The following is a 16608-nucleotide window of genomic DNA, read 5'->3' as shown; positions in this document are numbered from 1 at the left end:
GCTCCCCGGCGAGCCGCCTTTTCTTTTGGTCCGAGACTGCCGTTCCTGTCTTAACGAGAATCGTTATAATTCAGGCCTTATACAGGGAAAGGCGGATAAGCTCGGAAACCCCGTCCCCACCCCGGGTCCGCCACGGACCCGCAACCACCTAGAACTCCCGTGAAAGCTCCCGCAGCCGGCGCAGGCATGATGCGCTACAGAATGGCCGTTTTCTCTCGCGCGACGGCCGCCATCCTGGGCGGCTACGCCCTGGCTTCGGCGGCGGCTGCCTGTCTGGCGGTCTGGCTGCCCATGGGGCGCGCCGACGCCGTGACCGCGGCGCAGATGCTGTCCTTCGTGGTCTACGCCTGCGGCGTGATCTGGGTGTTCGCCACGCGCAGCGCCTGGCGAGCCTGGGCCGGCATCCTGGGCCCGGCCGCGCTGCTGGGCGGTCTATTCCTGGCGCATCGGCTGGTGGCGGCATGAAGGCAGCCAAGCACAAGCATCCCGGCGAAGAGGGCATTCGTCAGTCCATGTCCTGGCTGCACACGTGGGCCGGCCTGATCTTCGGCTGGGTGCTGTTCGCCATGTTCCTGACCGGCTCGCTGGCCTTCTTCCGGCCCGAGATCACGCGCTGGATGCAACCTGAGGTTCAAGCGCAGCCGGCGCCGGCAGTGCAGGCCGTTGCCACGGCGCAGCGCTATCTGGCGGAACACGCGCCGGATGCCAAGCGCTGGTTCATCACGCCGCCCTCGGATCGCGAGCCCCTCATTCAGTTGCTGTACCAGACGCCCAAGCCCAAGCCGGGCGAACGCGGGTTCGTGCGCGTCAAGCTGGATGCGGCCACCGGCGAGCCCGTGACGGCGCGCCAGACGCGCGGCGGCGACTTCTTCTACCGCTTCCATTTCGAACTGGAGACCGCGTTTCCGTGGGGGCGCTGGCTGGCCAGCATCGCGGGCATGTTCATGCTGGTGGCGATCATCAGCGGCATCATCACGCACAAGAAGATATTCGCGGACTTCTTCACCTTCCGGCCGGGCAAGGGCGGGCAACGCGCCTGGATGGATGGTCACAACGTCCTGTCGGTGCTGGGTCTGCCGTTTCACCTGATGATCACCTTCAGCGACCTGGTGCTCTTCATGGTGATGCTGATGCCCGCGGGCATCCAGGCCGTGTACGACAATCCGCGCCAGTTCACGAGCGAGGTCTTCAAGGCCAACAAGATCACGCCGCCGCAGAACCAGCCGGCGCCGCTGGTCGACATCGCGCCGCTGGTGGAACAGGCGCAGCAGCATTGGCAGGGCCGCCTCGGGCGGGTGACCGTCAACAACCCCGGCGATGCGGGCGCCACCATCACGCTGGTGCGCAACGTGGGTGACGGCGTGTCGTACGGGCTGCTGGCGCCCTTCATGCGCTTTGATGGGGTGACGGGCGCGCTGCTGGAGGCCGAGGACGATCACAGCGCCACCGTCGTGACCACGGGCGTCATCACCGGCCTGCACCTGGGCCTGTTCGCCGAGCCGCTGCTGCGCTGGTTCTATTTCATCGTCAGCCTGGCCGGCACGGCCATGGTGGCCACAGGCCTGGTGCTGTGGATCGCCAAGCGCCGTCAGAAGGCGCGGCAGGGCGACGCGCGGGAAGCCTTCTCGCTGCGTCTGGTCGACGGCCTGAATGCGGGCACCATCGCGGGCGTCGTGTTCGGCGTGGCGGCGGTGTTCCTGGCCAACCGGCTCCTGCCGGCCGACATGCCCGGCCGCCAGGTCTGGGAAGTGCGCGCCTTCTTCATGGCCTGGGGGCTGTCGCTGGTCTACGCGTTTTTGTTCCAGCGGCGCAAGTGGCAGGACCTGCTTGCCATCGCCGCCGCCGCGCTGGCGCTGGTGCCCGTGGTCAATGCACTGACCACCGACCGGCACCTGGGCGTTTCTCTGCCGCAGGGCGACTGGGTGATGGCGGGCTTTGACCTGACGTGCCTGGCCAGCGCCGTGTTCTTTGCCTGGATGGCGGTGAAGGCCGCCCGCGCCCGCAAGGCGCCCGCCAGAACGGCAGGCAAGCCGCGTGCCGCGCGCAACGAAGCGGTCAAGGCCGCCGTCGCCGCCACTGCCCATACCCCGGCAACCGCCCCAGCCCCAGCCCCCGCCCACGAGCCCGCCGTCCCGGCCGCCGTGCACCGGACCGCTTTTGAACCGCGAGGTGATACGCCATGACGCTTGCCGCCTTCTGCCTGGCCTATGCAGGGTTTTCCGCCCTGTGCCTGGGCATGGACCGTCACTACGAAGACCTGTTCGACCGCGCCTTGCCGCGCCGCCATCGGCTGCCGCTGCGGCTGTTCGGCTGGGCGTCGCTGGCGCTGTCGTTGTGGACGTCGGCGGCGGTCTGGGGCTGGAGTTACGGCACGGTCGAATGGATCGGCATCCTCAGCATCGCCGGTTTGCTGCTGATCTGGTTCCTGACCTTCCGGCCGCGCGCCGCTCTCACCGCGGGCGGCCTGTGCGCGCTGGCGGCGCCAGTGCTGGCGGTGCTGTAAACACGGGGCCTCGAGTCTTTCCGGGGCGGGGCCGGGCTGCGGCACGTTACACTGGCGGCTTCCCCTAGCAACCGCCTTCTCGCCTCATGAACACCCGCGTCCTTACCGGCATCACCACGACTGGAACTCCCCATCTCGGCAACTACGCGGGCGCGATCCGTCCGGCGGTGCAGGCCAGCACGCAGCCCGGCGTGGACGCATTCTTCTTTCTGGCGGACTACCACGCGCTGATCAAATGCGACGACCCAGCGCGCGTGGCGCGCTCGCGCCTTGAGATCGCCGCGACGTGGCTGGCGGTGGGCCTGGACCCCGAGCGCGTGACGTTCTACCGCCAGTCGGACATCCCCGAAATCCCCGAACTAAGCTGGCTGCTGACTTGCGTGACCGCCAAGGGCCTGATGAACCGGGCGCATGCCTACAAGGCCTCGGTGGACCAGAACGTGGCCAAGAACGTCGATCCGGACGACGGCATCACCATGGGGCTGTTCTCGTACCCGATCCTGATGGCCGCGGACATCGTCATGTTCAACGCCAACAAGGTGCCCGTGGGCCGCGACCAGATCCAGCATCTGGAAATGGCGCGCGACATCGCGCAGCGCTTCAACCATCTGTACGGCCGCGATTATTTCTCGCTGCCGGAAGTGGTCATCGAAGAAGACGTGGCCACGCTGCCCGGGCTGGACGGCCGCAAGATGTCCAAGAGCTACAACAACACGATTCCGCTTTTCGAAGGCGGCAAAAGCGCATTACGCGCCTCGGTGATGCGCATCGTGACTGACTCGCGCGAGCCGGGCGAACCCAAGGACGCCGAATCGTCCCATCTGTACACGCTGTACCGCGCGTTTGCCACGTCCGAGCAATCGGCGGCGTTCCGCCAGCAGCTCGAGGCCGGCATGGGCTGGGGCGATGCCAAACAGGCGCTGTTCGAGCACCTGGAAAACCTGCTGGCCCCGATGCGCGAAAAGTACGTCGACCTGATGGCCAACCCGGGCCGCATCGAAGACATCCTGCAGGCGGGCGCCGCGAAGGCGCGCAAGCTTGCCGTGCCGTTCATGCAGGAACTGCGCGAGGCCGTGGGCCTGCGCACGTTGGGCGCCGCCGCTACGGCGGGCAAGAGCGCCCAGGGCAAGAAGGAAAAGTCCAAGGGCGCGCGATTCGTCAGCTTCCGCGACGAAGACGGCGGCTTCCGCTTCCGCCTGCTGGCGGCCGATGGCGAGGAACTGTTGCTGTCGCAGCGCTTTGCCGATCCCAAGGAAGCGGGCGCACTGATGCGCCGCCTGCAGTCCGAACCCGCCGACAGCGTCCTGCAGGCACATGCCCAGGGCTATGCGGTGGTGATTGACGGCGTGACGGTCGCCACCGCGCCCGAAGGCGCGCAGGGCGAACCGGCTGCGGGCATCGCGCGCACGCGCGAAGCGCTTCTGTCGCTGGCGCAGGAATAACCGGTAGCGGGCAGCGGATGGACAAAGACGGCGCGGGCAATCCGCGCCGTTTTGCATTCAGTTCAGGCGTGCGCTGGCGACGATGCGCCCGTCGCGCACCTGAAAGCGCTGCACGCGGCCTTGCCCCGCGATTTCAAGCTGGTCACCGTCCGAATAGCCCGTGACGTGGGGACAGTCCAGCCATTGCGGATTGATGAACGGAAAATACTTCAGCGTGCCGCTGCCCCCGCTGGCGAAGTCGAACGTGGTGTTGGCCACGACTTCGGGATCCCATTGGCTGGCGTCGTACGTGATCACGCAGCCGATGCCGATGCGGTAGACGATGCTGGCGCCCATGCTGGCAAATCCCAGCGCGCCCACATGCAGTTGCGCGCCATTGCGCAGTTCGATGACCCGGCTGCCCAGGCGTTCGAGTGTGACGTGCTTGAAGGTGACCGCGGCGCTGTCGACGATCAGATGCGAATACTGACCCAACGTCACGTCGCCGTAGACGCCGCTTGCCGTGGCGTCCTTGTCGGTGATGGTTGCGGTTTCGTTTGCGGCGAGCGTAATGGTGCTGAGCATGACGGAACGGATCTCCGGGCTATCAGGGGGCGCGCTCTTGTTCTGATGCTGCTCCCCGACAGGCGCTTCGCGCGGTAGCTCGCCTGACCGCGGGTGGTTGTGTCTCCGGTGAACGCTTTTAATGACAGCGCCACGCTGGGTTTTATTATTTAGACACAATTAGATATTTTCACTTATTTCTGTGGTGCCGAATTGCGGGAGCGCAACAAAAGCGCGTGATCTAGGGGCAAGCCCCTAGATTGCAGCAGCACTTGAAGGTGGCCTGAAGGGGCTGCCCAAAAGAAAATCCCGGCGCCTCGGACGCCGGGATTTCGGTAAAGCAGGGATCGCGAGGGATCAGTGAATCAGCGCTTCAACTTGGCAAACGCGTCGGCCATGGCGCTGTTCATCGACGCTGCTGCGCCGCCGCCTGCGTTGCGGCCGCCATCGCCCTGACGGCGCGGGCGATCACCGCCCTTGGGCGCATCGGCGCTGCGGCGGACGGGCGCGGCGGTGTCGTTCAAGCGCATGGTGAGCGCCACGCGCTTGCGCGCGGCGTCCACTTCCAGCACCTTGACGCTGACCGTCTGGCCGACGCGCACCACGTCGCGCGGATCCTTCACGAACTTCTCGGCCAGCGCCGAGATGTGGACCAGTCCGTCCTGGTGCACGCCGATGTCGACGAACGCGCCGAAGTTGGCCACGTTGGTCACCACGCCTTCCAGCACCATGCCCGGGTACAGGTCGTTCAGCGTTTCCACGCCTTCCTTGAACTGCGCCGTCTTGAACTCGGGGCGCGGATCGCGGCCGGGCTTTTCGAGTTCAGCGAAGATGTCCTTGACGGTCGGCAGGCCGAAGCGCTCATCGGTAAAGTCCGACGGCGACACGCCCTTCAGGGCTTCGCGCTGGCCGATGATCTGCTTCACTTCGGCCTTGATCTTGGCCACGATGCGCTCGACCACCGGGTAGGCTTCGGGGTGGACCGACGAGGCGTCCAGCGGGTTGTCGCCGTTGGGGATACGCAGGAAGCCCGCGGCCTGTTCGAATGCCTTCTCGCCAAAGCGCGGAACCTTGCGCAGGACCTCGCGCGTGGGGAACGCGCCGTTTTCGTCGCGGAAAGAGACGATGTTCTTGGCCAGCAGCGAGTTCAGGCCGGACACGCGGGCCAGCAGCGCAGCCGACGCCGTGTTTACGTCCACGCCCACCGCGTTCACGCAGTCTTCGACCACGGCGTCCAGCGAGCGTGCCAGTTCGCGCTGGTTGACGTCGTGCTGGTACTGGCCCACGCCGATGGCCTTGGGATCGATCTTGACCAGTTCGGCCAGCGGGTCCTGCAGGCGGCGGGCAATGGACACGGCGCCGCGCAGTGTCACGTCGAGGTCGGGGAATTCCTGGGCGGCGATTTCGGAGGCCGAATACACCGACGCGCCCGCTTCGGAAACGACGACGCGGGTGACCTTCAGGTCGGGGAAGCGCTCCATCATGTCGCCGACGAGCTTTTCGCTTTCACGCGAAGCCGTGCCGTTGCCGATGGCGATCAGGTCCACGTTGTGGCGCGCCACCAGCGCGGCCAGCGTGTTGATCGTGCCTTCGCGGTCGCGGCGCGGCTCGAACGGGTACACGGTGGTGGTGTCGACAACCTTGCCGGTCTTGTCGATGACGGCGACCTTGCAGCCCGTGCGGATGCCGGGGTCCAGGCCGAGCACGGCCTTCGGACCGGCCGGCGCGGCCAGCAGCAGGTCTTTCAGGTTGGCGGCGAACACGCGAATGGCCTCGGCTTCGCCGCTTTCGCGCAGGCGGCCGATCAGCTCGCTTTCGAATGCGGTCAGGAGCTTGACGCGCCAGGTCCAGCGGCAGACTTCACCCAGCCAGCGCGCGCGCGGCGTGGCGTCCAGTGCGAACAGGCCGTTGCCGAGCTTCAGGAAGTTGGCGATGCGGGCCACGCACGGATGCGGCGTCTGGGCTTCGAGGTCGGCTTCCAGGCCAAGGCGCAGCTCGAGCACGCCTTGCTGGCGGCCGCGCAGCAGCGCCAGGATGCGGTGCGAGGGCAGCGTGCGCAGCGGCTCGTTGAAGTCGAACCAGTCGCGGAAGTTGGCGCCTTCGGTTTCCTTGCCCTCGATCATCTTGGAGTACACCAGGCCGGTGGACCACAGGTGCTCGCGCATGTCGGCCAGCAGGTCGGCGTTTTCGGCGTAGCGTTCGGCCAGGATGTCGCGCGCGCCATCGAGCGCCGCCTTGGCGTCGTTGATGGCGGCTTCGGGATTGAGGTACTGCGCGGCCAGCGCGGCGGGATCGCAAGCGGGATCGGCCAGGATGGCGTCGGCCAGCGGTTCGAGGCCGGCTTCGCGGGCAATTTGGGCGCGCGTGCGGCGCTTGGGTTTGTACGGCGCGTACAGGTCTTCCAGGCGCTGTTTGGTGTCGGCCGTGGCGATTTCCTGCTGCAGCTCGGGCGTCAGCTTGCCTTGCTGCGAAATGGATTCCAGGATGGCGCCGCGGCGTTCTTCGAGCTCGCGCAGGTAGCCCAGACGGACTTCCAGGTTGCGCAGCACAGTGTCGTCCAGGCCGCCAGTCGCTTCCTTGCGGTAGCGGGCGATGAAGGGCACGGTGGCGCCGTCATCCAGCAGTTCCACCGCCGCAGCGATCTGGGAGGCGCGGGCGCCCAACTCGGTGGCGAGCTGAGCGACGATGCGGGCGTTGTCGACGCCGGTGGCGACGTTCGTGATAGTGGAAGTTTCAGACATCTCTATACGACGGCAAAAAGGGAAAACGAGGGGCGGATTGTGCCATAAGCCGTTGTTACGGAACGTGGCCGAAGTGACTGATCCGTCCCTCTGCCAAGGGCATTGCGGCAGGCCGCAAGCAGGAAAAGGGCGCGCCAGCGGGTATCATTTGGGGCCCTACATTAGGCTGCTGTAATGCTGGACCTGGACATATCCGAATTCTTTGACGAGGACGGGCCGCTGGCCACGGCCTTGCCCGGCTACAAGCCGCGTCCATCGCAGGTGGAACTGTCGCAGGCCATTGGCCAGGCCATCCAGGACCGCGCCACGCTCGTGGCCGAAGCCGGCACCGGCATCGGCAAGACCTGGGCCTATCTTGTACCCGCCTTCATCCAGGGCGGCAAGGTGCTCATTTCCACCGGCACACGCACGCTGCAAGACCAGCTTTTCGCGCGCGATCTGCCGCGCGTGCGCGCCGCGCTGGCTGCGCCCGTCACGGCCGCGCTGCTCAAGGGGCGCGGCAACTACGTGTGCCACTATCACCTCGAACGCCTGCAGGGCGACGAGCGCGCGCTCAAGTCCCGCTCCGAAATTCAGCAGCTGCGCCAGATCCAGGTGTTCGCAGGCATCTCCAAAACGGGCGACCGCAGCGACCTCGCACAGGTGCCCGAAGACGCCGACATCTGGCAACGCGTCACGTCCACCCGCGAGAACTGCCTGGGCCAGGAATGCCCGCGCATCCGCGATTGCTTTGTCGTCAAGGCGCGCCGCCAGGCGCAGGAAGCCGACGTCGTCGTCGTCAACCATGCGCTCTTCATGGCGGACCTGATGCTGCGCGAAGAGGGCGTCACGGACCTCCTGCCTGAAGCCGACACCGTCATCTTCGACGAAGCGCATCAATTGCCCGACACCGCCACGCGCTTTCTGGGCAGCAGCGTATCCACGCACCAGTTGATGGACTTCGGCCGCGCGCTGGAAGTCGCGGGGCTGGCGTATGCGCGCGAAGCCGCCAAATGGAGCGACGTCAGCCGTCACATCGAAACCGCCGCGCGCGAATTGCGGCTGGTCTGTGCGCCGCTCGACAAGATGCCGGGGCGCAAGGCCACGTTCGAGGCCATCCCCAATCCCGAGGAATTCGACGAGGCGCTGCTGTCGCTGCGCGAAGCCATCGACAGCGCCACCAAGGCGCTGGGCGCCGTCGCCGAAAAGCATCCGGATCTGCTCGCCGCTGCCCGCATGGGTGCGGAAATTTCGGTCAAGCTCAAGCGCTGGGCCACGCCCGGGCGCAGCAGCGGCGGCGCGCACGACGACGAAGGCTGGGGCCGTGACGATCAGGCCCCCGTGCAGAGCCCGCTGGGCGACGGTCCGTCCACGCCCGCGGCCTTGCTTGAAGGCGCCGCGCAGGCCGAGCAATGGACCGGCCCGGCCGTGCGCTGGGTCGAGCACGGCCTGCATCACGTGCGGCTGCATTCGGCGCCGCTGTCCGTGGCGCAGGCGTTCTCCAAGTTCCGCAAGCCCGGCCAAGCCTGGATCATGACGTCGGCCACGCTGTCGATCAACGGCGAATTCACGCACTTCACCAGCCAGCTTGGCCTGGACACCGCCCGCACCGGCAAATGGGAGTCGCCGTTCGACTATCCCGAGCAGGCGTTGCTGTTCGTGCCGCGTGGCATGCCCGAACCCCAATCGCCGCAGTTCCTGGACCGCTTCGTGCAGACGCTGATGCCGCTGCTGGAGGCCAGCCCGGGCGGCACGCTGGTCCTCTGTACGACGCTGCGCGCCGTCGACAAGGTTGCCAACCTGCTGGCCGACGCCTTCGACGACGCGGGACACGACTGGCCGCTGCTCAAGCAGGGCGAGGGCACTCGCCGCGACCTGCTGGACCGCTTCTGCAAGCTCAAGCATCCGGTGCTGGTCGGTAGCGCCAGCTTCTGGGAAGGCATCGACCTGCCGGGCGACGTGCTGACGCTGGTGGCGATCGACAAGCTGCCGTTCGCGCCGCCCGACGATCCCGTCATCGAGGCCCGCCTGCGCGCCTGCCGGGCGCAGGGCGGTAATCCCTTTGCCGAATACCAGCTGCCCGAAGCCGCGATCTCGCTCAAGCAGGGCGCGGGCCGTCTGATCCGTACCGAATCCGATTGGGGCGTACTGATGGTGGGCGACGCGCGGCTGGTGGAAAAGCCGTACGGCAAGCGTCTGTGGCGCGGCCTGCCGCCGTTTGCGCGCACGCGCGAACTGGAAGAGGTGCTGGCGTTCTACCGGCGCAAACGCGGACCGGACGACGCATAACACCCGGCACCCTCTGTCGCACAGACGAAAAAAAGCCCTTCAGAAATCTGAAGGGCTTTTTGCTTCCCATGCAGGCGGAATCAGTTGAAGGGATTCCACCAGCTCCTGTCGGCCTTCAGGCCCTGGGTCCGGAACGCGCTGTTCGGGAAGTTCTTGTCGTAGACGCGCTGGGCATCGTTCTTCAGGTCGGTCATGTTCAGTTTGTCGTACGACTGAACCATCAGGTAGAGGGCCTCTTCGGTGGCGGGGGCGCCTTCGAAGTCGGTGATGACGGTCTGCGCGCGATTGGCGGCGGCCACGTAGGCGCCGCGCTCGTAGTAATAACGGGCGACGTGGACTTCGTTCATGGCGATGGTGTTGACCAGCCACGCCACGCGCTTTTCGGCGTCGACGCTGTACTTGCTTTCGGGGTAGCGCTTGATCAGCTCGGTGAAGGCGTCATAGGACGCGCGCAGACCCTTGGGATCGCGCTCGGCCGGATCCTGGCCGGTGATGTTGCTCATGAAGGCGCTGGCCGGCGTGAAGTTGACCAGGCCCTTCAGGTAGAGCGCGTAATCGGTGCCGGGGTGATTGGGATAAAGCTGCTGGAAGCGGTCGATGGCCGCGAGCGCCTGCTCGTTTTCGCCGTCTTTCCAGTTGACGTAGGCCAGTTCAAGCAGCGCCTGCTGCGCGTAGACGCCGAACGGGTAGCGGCTTTCGATGGCGGTCAGGCGCTCGCGCGCTTCCTTCCAGCCGCCCGACGCCATTTCGGCCTTGGCGTCCGCGTAGAGTTGTTCTGCGCTCCAGTTGGTGGTCTTGTCGTATTTGCTGTCCGCCCCGCTGCAACCGGCGATGACGATGACGGCAAAAAGCGCGATGACCACGCGCAAAACCGACCCGCTGCGGGATGCGGGGTTCGAGGGAGCTGCAGGGTGGTGAATCACGAGAATCGTATCCTTGGTGTTAGCATGGCAGGCTGATTATATGATTTGTCTCCATGTCTGATACAGCCGCCCGCGCAGATCTTGTTTCCGACGATAGCGCCGACGAAAATCTCGACGAATCCGGCCGCGGGGAGCCGCAACTTGTAACCGTGCCGTCCGCCACGCGCGCCGACCGGCTCGACAAGATTCTGGCCGGCCTCCTGCCCGACCATTCCCGCAACCGCCTGCAAGGCTGGATCGAATCCGGCAACGTCCTGGTCAATGGGGCGCCAGGCAAGATCCGCCAGACGGTCGGCCCCGGCGACGAACTCACCATTTGGGCCCAGCCCGCGCCCGACGCGCTGGCCTTCACGCCCGAACCCGTTGAGTTCGGCGTGGTCGCGGAAAGCCCCGACTGGATCGTCGTCAACAAGCCGGCGGGCCTGGTCACCCACCCGGGGGCCGGCAACTGGAGCGGCACGCTGCTCAACGGCCTGCTGCATCGCTACCCGGAGCTCGCGCAGGTTGCACGCGCGGGCATCGTGCACCGCCTGGACAAGGACACCTCCGGCTTGATGGTCGTGGCCCGCAACGACATCGCCCAGACCCATCTCGTGCGCCAGCTTCAGGCGCGCAGCATGGGCCGCGAATACGTGGCCCTGGCGCACGGCTGGGTTGCCGCCGCAGGCAAGGTCGACCGCGCCATCGGCCGCGATCCGCGTGTGCCGGTGCGCATGAGCGTCGAACGGCCCGTCGCGCCCAAGCCGGCCATCACCAATTACGCGCCGGCCCGGCGCGGCTCGGTGGAACCCGGCGGCCGTGTCACCGAAGTGGTATGCCGCCTGGAAACGGGACGAACCCACCAGATCCGAGTGCACATGGCCAGCCTGGGGCATCCGCTGCTGGCCGACACGATCTACGGCGGCAAGAACATTGCCGGGGCAGAGCGCCAGATGCTGCACGCCCGCGCGCTCCATTTCGACGATCCCGGCGGCAAGGGCGACGTCCACTTCGACGCGCCGGTGCCTGCCGACATGGCGCAGGTCCAGGAGAGCATTGCATGGAACGCCTGATTGCAGACCTGCCCGTCGTGACGGGACCCGACTGGAATGGCGTCAGCTACTTCTGCACGACCCGCGCCGGCGGCGTCGGCGTGGCGCCGCATGACACCCTCAATCTTGGCCTGCGGGCCGAAGACAACCCCGAGGCCGTGGCCGAGAATCGCCGCCGCGTGCGCGCGGCAGTGCCGGCCGACCCGCTGTGGCTGCGTCAGGTGCATGGCAGCGAGGTCGTGGACGCGGACGCGATCGACGTGCCGGCCGAGCCTGCCGTGGACGCCAGCGTCACGGCGCAGCCCGGGCGCGTCCTGGCCATCATGGTGGCCGATTGCCTGCCGGTGCTCATCGCCGACACAGAAGGCAAGGTGCTGGGCGCGGCGCATGCCGGCTGGCGCGGCCTGGCGGGCGGGGTCCTGGAACATACGCTGGACGCCATGCGCGCCAAGGCGCCGCAGGCGGCCGGTTGGCGCGCCTGGGTCGGGCCCGGCATCGGCCCGCAGCATTTCGAAGTGGGGCAGGACGTGCTGGACGCCTTCACGGCGGACGACCCGGCCACGGCGCGCTTTTTCGCGCCACGTGCCGGCGCGGCCGGCAAGTGGCTGGCCGACCTCGCCGGATTGGCGGATTTCCGGCTGCGGCGCGCCGGGGTACAAGAGGTGTCCCTCAGCGGCGAATGCACGGTGACGCGCAAGGACCGGTACTTTTCCTACCGCCGCGACGGGGTGACGGGACGCATGGCAATGCTGGCCTGGTTGCACCCGGTTTGACGCCGCGCAAAGGCCGGGCCCGGGCTTGCGTTTTACCGTAGTGAGCCTCCTTGTATACCCGCATTGACAGTCCTGGACCCGGAATGCAACATCAATCGCGAAGTCTCGATAACAAGGTGTCGAAGTGAATGCCAATCTCTCCGCAGGTCCCATTCCGGTGAGCGTGGCACCGGAAGTCCTGGCTGACATCCAGGCAGAGTTCGCGCGCGAATGGCAACGCCTGTGCGACGATGCGCAGCGCGGCACGCTGGCGCCGCCGTCCGATCGCCGGTTCTCGGGCGATGCCTGGGCGGCGAACGCGTCGCATCTGTTGCTGGCGCATACCTATCTGCTGTCCGCCCGCGCCATGCAGCGCATGGTCGATGCCGCGCAGGTCAGCGAGCCCATGCGCGACCGTCTTCGATTCTCCATCATGCAGTGGGTCGACGCGCTGTCACCCAGCAACTTCCTGGCGTTGAATCCGGACGCGCAGCAATCCATCGTCGAAAGCGCGGGACGCGCGTTGAACGAAGGCCTTGCAAACCTGTTGGGCGACGTCCAGAAAGGGCGCATCACACAGACCGACGAGTCCCAATTCGAGATCGGCCGCAACGTGGCCACGACCCCCGGCGACGTGGTGTTCGAGAACAAGCTGTTCCAGCTCATCCAGTACGCGCCGTCGACCGGCACCGTGCACGAACGGCCACTGGTCATCGTGCCGCCGAACATCAACAAGTTCTACATCCTGGATCTGCAGCCCGAGAACTCGTTCGTGCGTCACGCGGTCGGGGAGGGCTACACGGTCTTCCTGATTTCCTGGCGCAATCCGGTGGCGGCCGATACCGACGGCGTGGACCGCGCCACCTGGTCCGACTACCTTGACGACGCGGTGCTGCAAGCGCTGCGCGTGGCCAGCGACATCACGAAGCAGCCGCAGGTCAATGCGCTGGGCTTCTGCGTGGGCGGCACGATGCTGGGCGCGGCGCTGGCGCTGGCCGAAGCGCGCGGCGAGCATCCCGTGGCCGCGCTGACGCTGCTCACCTCGATGCTCGATTTTCACGACACCGGCGTCCTGAACGTCTTTGTCGACGAAACCCACGCGCTCATGCGCGACCATCAACTGGGCAACGGCGGTCTGATGGCGGGCCGCGATCTCGCCACCACCTTCTCGTTCCTGCGCCCCAATGAGCTGGTCTGGAACTACGTGGTCGGCAATTACCTGAAGGGTCAGAAGCCCCCGGCCTTCGATCTGCTGTTCTGGAACGGCGACAGCACGAACCTGCCAGGGCCTTTCTTTTCCTGGTATTTCCGCAATACCTACCTTGAGAACAACCTCAAGGTGCCGGGCCGCGCGCAGGCCGCCGGCCTGCCGCTGGACCTGACTCGGTTGCGCATGCCGGTCTATATCTTCGGTTCGCGCGAAGACCACATCGTGCCGTGGGTCTCGGCCTACGCGTCCACGCAGGTGCTGCGCGGACCGCAACGTTTCGTGCTGGGCGCATCCGGCCACATCGCGGGCGTGGTGAATCCGCCCGCCAAGAAGCGCCGCAGCTACTGGGTGGCCGATGCGCTCGAACAGGAAAGCCAGCCGCTTCCCGGCGACCCCAACACGTGGTTTTCGCAGGCCGTGGAGCAACCCGGAAGCTGGTGGCCGGACTGGTCGGGCTGGCTGGCCGAGCATTCGGGCAAACAGGTCAAAGCAAGGACAAAGGCAGGCAATGCCAAGTACCGGCCGATCGAGCCGGCCCCTGGCAGATATGTAAAGGTCCGGGCGGCCTGATACCGCGTATCGCGGTCCGATCCCCCGGGCAGGAAGATGTTTAATCAACGAGGCGTCCGTCGCACACAGGAGGAAGTCCAATGAGCGGAAAACTGGCTTACGTAACAGGCGGGATGGGCGGGATCGGCACCTCTATTTGCCAGCGCTTGGCCAAGGATGGCTTTCGCGTCGTGGCAGGTTGCGGCCCCAGCCGCAATTACCAGCAATGGCTGGATGAGCAAGCCGCGCAGGGGTTCACGTTCTACGCGTCGGTGGGCAACGTGTCCGATTGGGACTCCACCGTCGCCGCCTTCGAAAAGGTCACGGCTGACCTCGGGCCGGTGGACGTGCTGGTCAACAACGCGGGCATCACCCGCGACGGGCTGTTCCGCAAGATGACGGCCGACGATTGGCGCGCGGTCATCGACACGAACCTGAACAGCCTGTTCAACGTGACCAAGCAGGTCATCGACGGCATGGTCGAGCGCCAGTGGGGGCGCATCATCAACATCAGTTCGGTCAATGGCCAGAAGGGTCAGTTCGGCCAGACCAACTACTCCACGGCAAAGGCCGGCATCCACGGTTTCACGATGGCGCTGGCGCAGGAAGTGGCCAGCAAGGGCGTGACCGTCAACACGATCTCGCCGGGATACATCGGCACCGACATGGTCCGCGCCATCAGGCCGGACGTGCTGGAAAAAATCGTCGCCACGATTCCGGTGCGCCGTCTTGGCACGCCCGAGGAAATCGCGTCCATGACGTCGTGGCTGGCGTCGGATGAATCCGGCTTTTCGACCGGCGCGGACTTCTCGCTGAACGGCGGCCTGCACATGGGTTGACGTGACATGGGCCGCCCCGCGGCGGCCCACTGGCGCTGTACGGCTTCGGGCAGAGGGCCGTACGGCATTACACTCACATTATTCGAAGCCTAAAGAGATCGCCCGATCCGGGGACAACCATGACGCAAGCACAAACCGGCGCCAGCCTGCGCCTGATTAAAAAATACCCCAACCGTCGCTTATACGACACCCGGACCAGCACCTACATCACCCTGGCAGATGTCAAGCAACTGGTCCTGGCGAACGAGGAATTCCAGGTTGTCGATGCCAAGAGCAGCGAAGACCTGACGCGCAGCATCCTCCTGCAGATCATTCTTGAAGAGGAGAGCGGCGGCATGCCCATGTTCTCCTCGAACATGCTGTCGCAGATCATCCGTTTCTACGGCCACGCCATGCAAGGCATCATGGGCTCGTACCTGGAAAAGAACATCCAGGCCTTCATGGAGATCCAGCAGCGCATGGCCGAGCAGTCCAAGGGCCTGTACGGCAGCCAGTTCGGGCCGGAAGCCTGGACGCAATTCATGAATGTGCAGACGCCGATGCTGCAGAACATGATGAACAACTACATCGACCAGAGCAAAAACCTGTTCGTGCAGATGCAGGACCAGATGCAGGATCAGACGCGCGCGATGTTCTCGACCTTCCCGTTCACGCCAGGCAGCACCCCGGGCGCGGGCCGCAAGTAACCACCGCCGGACGCAGGGCCTGACCGGTCCGCGTCAATGCAATAAAGCCGTCTTGGCGCATGCCAAGGCGGCTTTTTGCTGATTGAGCCAACGCAATGATCCGGCATTTTTAGTGCGGCCAGGTTCAGGGTTGTGTCAGCAAAATCCACTAAATTAATGAAAACGGTTCTTGTTTGTGTTTTGAGAGCCGCTATTTTCATTTGTGTCTCAAGGATTATGCACATGATCAAGAAAGCCTTGGCGCTGGCCATTGTCGCGTTGAGCGTGTCCGCCGCCCATGCGGCCGAATACCCCATCGGCAAGCCTGTCGAAAAGGGCGGCATGGAAATTGGCGCGGTGTATCTGCAGCCGATCGAAATGGACCCGCCCGGCATGATGCGTCCGGCCAAGGATTCCGACGTGCACCTGGAGGCCGACATCCACGCCACGGCCGGCAACAAGACTGGTTTTCCTGAAGGCGAGTGGGTGCCGTATCTGGTCGTGAATTACGAGATCCAGAAGGTCGGCAGCCAGAACGTGCAGAAGGGCACGTTCATGCCGATGGTCGCCAACGATGGCCCGCACTATGGCGAAAACGTGAAGCTCGAGGGCCCGGGCAAATACAAGCTCAAGTACACCATCCTGCCGCCGACGGCGAACAAGATGAGCCACTTCGGCCGTCACGTCGACAAGGAAACGGGTGTGGGCGAATGGTTCGAGCCGTTCGACCTGGAATATGAATTCGTCTACGCCGGCACCGGCAAGAAGGGCGGTTACTGATCGTGCGCCGCCTGCTTCGCGTACTTGCCGCAATGCTCATCGGCCTGTCCGGCGTAGCCGGCATGGCGCCCGCGCAGGCGGACGAACTGCCCACGTTCACCTTGCGGTTCAAGCCGGACGGCACGTTTGAGCCGGCCACGCTGGAAGTGCCCGCGGGCCGTTTCAAGATTGAACTCATCAACGAGAGCAACGAGCCGGTGGAATTCGAAAGCATTCCGCTGCGCAAGGAAAAAGTCCTGGGACCGGGGGTGAAGTCCTTCGTGGTCATCACCATTTCGCGTCCCGGCGAGTATCCCTTTTTTGACGACTTTCACCAGAGCGTGAAAGGCACCTTGGTCGTCAAGCCCAAGGAATAACGCGGC

Annotated in this window: 15 protein-coding genes; 12 read left to right on the top strand and 3 right to left on the bottom strand. The window is 65.5% G+C overall.

Annotation, left to right across the window (positions count from 1 at the left end):
* Positions 1–186: 186 nt before the first annotated feature.
* The 4 genes from B3098_RS06770 to B3098_RS06755 all read left to right on the top strand — a co-directional run bounded on the left by B3098_RS06770 (position 187) and on the right by B3098_RS06755 (position 3945).
* Entirely contained in the window at positions 187–465 is a 279-nt protein-coding gene (locus B3098_RS06770) for a DUF3649 domain-containing protein (RefSeq protein WP_175122875.1), read from the top strand.
* Positions 462–2183 (top strand): PepSY-associated TM helix domain-containing protein, encoded by a 1722-nt coding sequence (locus B3098_RS06765; protein ID WP_286893289.1) that lies wholly within the window; start codon positions 462–464, stop codon positions 2181–2183. The genes B3098_RS06770 and B3098_RS06765 overlap by 4 nt, the downstream gene beginning before the upstream one ends.
* Positions 2180–2503: a DUF3325 domain-containing protein gene (locus B3098_RS06760; protein ID WP_286893286.1), complete on the top strand. Its 324-nt coding sequence runs from the start codon at positions 2180–2182 to the stop codon at positions 2501–2503. The genes B3098_RS06765 and B3098_RS06760 overlap by 4 nt, the downstream gene beginning before the upstream one ends.
* Before the next feature lie 86 nt (positions 2504–2589).
* The gene (locus B3098_RS06755) at positions 2590–3945 is read left to right on the top strand and encodes a tryptophan--tRNA ligase (protein ID WP_279973215.1); all 1356 of its coding nucleotides are present in this window, start codon (positions 2590–2592) and stop codon (positions 3943–3945) included.
* Between the two features lie 57 nt (positions 3946–4002).
* Here the strand turns inward: B3098_RS06755 and B3098_RS06750 are convergent, their stop codons facing one another.
* On the bottom strand, positions 4003–4509 hold the full coding sequence (locus B3098_RS06750) for a hypothetical protein (RefSeq protein WP_279973214.1): 507 nt from the start codon (positions 4507–4509) through the stop codon (positions 4003–4005).
* 344 nt (positions 4510–4853) lie between these two features.
* A complete protein-coding gene (gene tex / locus B3098_RS06745; RefSeq protein WP_286893281.1) occupies positions 4854–7229 on the bottom strand; it encodes an RNA-binding transcriptional accessory protein Tex in 2376 nt (791 codons plus the stop codon).
* A gap of 174 nt (positions 7230–7403) precedes the next feature.
* Here tex and B3098_RS06740 point away from each other — a divergent pair, with 174 nt between their 5' ends.
* Positions 7404–9497, top strand: a complete 2094-nt coding sequence (locus B3098_RS06740) for an ATP-dependent DNA helicase (protein ID WP_286893278.1) — start codon at positions 7404–7406, stop codon at positions 9495–9497.
* Positions 9498–9577: 80 nt separating this feature from the next.
* Here the strand turns inward: B3098_RS06740 and B3098_RS06735 are convergent, their stop codons facing one another.
* A complete protein-coding gene (locus B3098_RS06735) occupies positions 9578–10366 on the bottom strand; it encodes an outer membrane protein assembly factor BamD (protein WP_175123345.1) in 789 nt (262 codons plus the stop codon).
* 107 nt (positions 10367–10473) lie between these two features.
* Between B3098_RS06735 and B3098_RS06730 the strand changes: the two genes are divergently transcribed.
* From B3098_RS06730 to B3098_RS06700, 7 genes are all read left to right on the top strand, one after another.
* On the top strand, positions 10474–11472 hold the full coding sequence (locus B3098_RS06730; protein ID WP_175122870.1) for an RluA family pseudouridine synthase: 999 nt from the start codon (positions 10474–10476) through the stop codon (positions 11470–11472).
* Entirely contained in the window at positions 11460–12224 is a 765-nt protein-coding gene (gene pgeF, locus B3098_RS06725) for a peptidoglycan editing factor PgeF (RefSeq protein WP_218345171.1), read from the top strand. Before B3098_RS06730 ends, pgeF begins: the two co-directional genes overlap by 13 nt.
* A 124-nt stretch (positions 12225–12348) precedes the next feature.
* Positions 12349–13983: a PHA/PHB synthase family protein gene (locus B3098_RS06720; RefSeq protein ID WP_175122868.1), complete on the top strand. Its 1635-nt coding sequence runs from the start codon at positions 12349–12351 to the stop codon at positions 13981–13983.
* An 80-nt stretch (positions 13984–14063) separates the two neighbouring features.
* Positions 14064–14801, top strand: coding sequence for a 3-ketoacyl-ACP reductase (locus B3098_RS06715; protein ID WP_175137390.1), 738 nt, complete (start codon positions 14064–14066; stop codon positions 14799–14801).
* A 119-nt stretch (positions 14802–14920) separates the two neighbouring features.
* Positions 14921–15487, top strand: a complete 567-nt coding sequence (phaR, locus tag B3098_RS06710) for a polyhydroxyalkanoate synthesis repressor PhaR (RefSeq protein WP_175122867.1) — start codon at positions 14921–14923, stop codon at positions 15485–15487.
* Between the two features lie 222 nt (positions 15488–15709).
* Positions 15710–16246, top strand: coding sequence for an iron transporter (locus tag B3098_RS06705; RefSeq protein ID WP_056569437.1), 537 nt, complete (start codon positions 15710–15712; stop codon positions 16244–16246).
* A gap of 32 nt (positions 16247–16278) precedes the next feature.
* A complete protein-coding gene (locus B3098_RS06700; RefSeq protein ID WP_175123344.1) occupies positions 16279–16602 on the top strand; it encodes a cupredoxin domain-containing protein in 324 nt (107 codons plus the stop codon).
* The last annotated feature ends 6 nt before the right edge of the window (positions 16603–16608 follow it).

This window comes from Achromobacter sp. UBA2119 (assembly GCF_002331005.1).
Taxonomy (GTDB): Bacteria; Pseudomonadota; Gammaproteobacteria; order Burkholderiales; family Burkholderiaceae_B; genus Achromobacter; species Achromobacter animicus.
Note: the sequence above shows the minus strand (reverse complement) of the source record. Positions and strands in the feature narration are given on the sequence as shown.

Bases quoted from the DNA above. Each gene is read 5' to 3' on its own strand.
- B3098_RS06770 (WP_175122875.1), top strand. From the start codon at position 187: ATGATGCGCTACAGAATGGCCGTTTTCTCTCGCGCGACGGCCGCCATC.
- B3098_RS06765 (WP_286893289.1), top strand. From the start codon at position 462: ATGAAGGCAGCCAAGCACAAGCATCCCGGCGAAGAGGGCATTCGTCAG.
- B3098_RS06760 (WP_286893286.1), top strand. From the start codon at position 2,180: ATGACGCTTGCCGCCTTCTGCCTGGCCTATGCAGGGTTTTCCGCCCTG.
- B3098_RS06755 (WP_279973215.1), top strand. From the start codon at position 2,590: ATGAACACCCGCGTCCTTACCGGCATCACCACGACTGGAACTCCCCAT.
- B3098_RS06750 (WP_279973214.1), bottom strand. From the start codon at position 4,509: ATGCTCAGCACCATTACGCTCGCCGCAAACGAAACCGCAACCATCACC.
- tex (WP_286893281.1), bottom strand. From the start codon at position 7,229: ATGTCTGAAACTTCCACTATCACGAACGTCGCCACCGGCGTCGACAAC.
- B3098_RS06740 (WP_286893278.1), top strand. From the start codon at position 7,404: ATGCTGGACCTGGACATATCCGAATTCTTTGACGAGGACGGGCCGCTG.
- B3098_RS06730 (WP_175122870.1), top strand. From the start codon at position 10,474: ATGTCTGATACAGCCGCCCGCGCAGATCTTGTTTCCGACGATAGCGCC.
- pgeF (WP_218345171.1), top strand. From the start codon at position 11,460: ATGGAACGCCTGATTGCAGACCTGCCCGTCGTGACGGGACCCGACTGG.
- B3098_RS06715 (WP_175137390.1), top strand. From the start codon at position 14,064: ATGAGCGGAAAACTGGCTTACGTAACAGGCGGGATGGGCGGGATCGGC.
- phaR (WP_175122867.1), top strand. From the start codon at position 14,921: ATGACGCAAGCACAAACCGGCGCCAGCCTGCGCCTGATTAAAAAATAC.
- B3098_RS06705 (WP_056569437.1), top strand. From the start codon at position 15,710: ATGATCAAGAAAGCCTTGGCGCTGGCCATTGTCGCGTTGAGCGTGTCC.
- B3098_RS06700 (WP_175123344.1), top strand. From the start codon at position 16,279: ATGCTCATCGGCCTGTCCGGCGTAGCCGGCATGGCGCCCGCGCAGGCG.